Here is a 737-nt window from a genome sequence, read left to right on the forward strand (position 1 = left end):
CCTTCCCCGAAGTTAAACTATCACTCCCCACGAGTTATGGAAAAAACATCAATTTGCCCCTTGCCAAACAAGCAGCCATAGCAACGTCGAAGTCCTCTCACACCTGCCCGAGGGCGAGGCTTCGATTGCGGGTTGAAGTTTGAATAGTCATGGCGGATTGAACTCGCGGAGGGGCAGGTGTTGAGAGCGACGTCTTGTTCGCTTTTGTTTCGTTAGCTGTGAGTAGCCTGATGCTCCGGTGGGGCGGATCGGGCCACATTCAGGATTGCTAGTACATAAAGTCCCAAACCGGCAACCCAAAGTCTCGTCGTAATCCCCGAATGGCTGCCTTCTCCCAGTTCGGATTCACATTCCCTTCCTCTATCGTGCCGATTGTCCTCCTCCATCTCTCTTTCCAGTTCTTCTCTGGAAACTGTCCGTTTGCTTCTTTCCGCATCGCATCGGCATGCGCAGTGATGAAATACTTCCGATTCTCGGGAGTATCCTCAAACTTCCCCTCCTCATTGATGGTTGGCATTCCAGCGTTCTCCTGAAATGTTAGGAAGTAAGGAGGAGGAATAACACACGATGAAAAAGTTGCCAAGGTAGAGAACCACACCGCGTGGACCAAGTGCCGTCTCGAAAGGCGCCTCATTTTTAGTAGCGATTGAGGTAGGGACGCCGGTCGCCCGGCGCCCCCCTCGCAGATCCCGGCGTGCGGAACTACCGCACCGGGCTCCTCGGATGGACGCGCAGCG

General features: G+C 54.1%; 1 protein-coding gene. It reads right to left on the reverse strand.

What is annotated here, in order from left to right:
- Positions 1 to 268 precede the first annotated feature (268 nt).
- Positions 269 to 737 (reverse strand): hypothetical protein (locus ACG2LG_RS24080; RefSeq protein ID WP_396263440.1); only part of this gene is annotated, 469 nt, incomplete at its 5' end.

Source organism: Haloferula sp. A504 (assembly GCF_044385805.1).
Classification (GTDB): domain Bacteria; phylum Verrucomicrobiota; class Verrucomicrobiia; order Verrucomicrobiales; family Akkermansiaceae; genus Haloferula.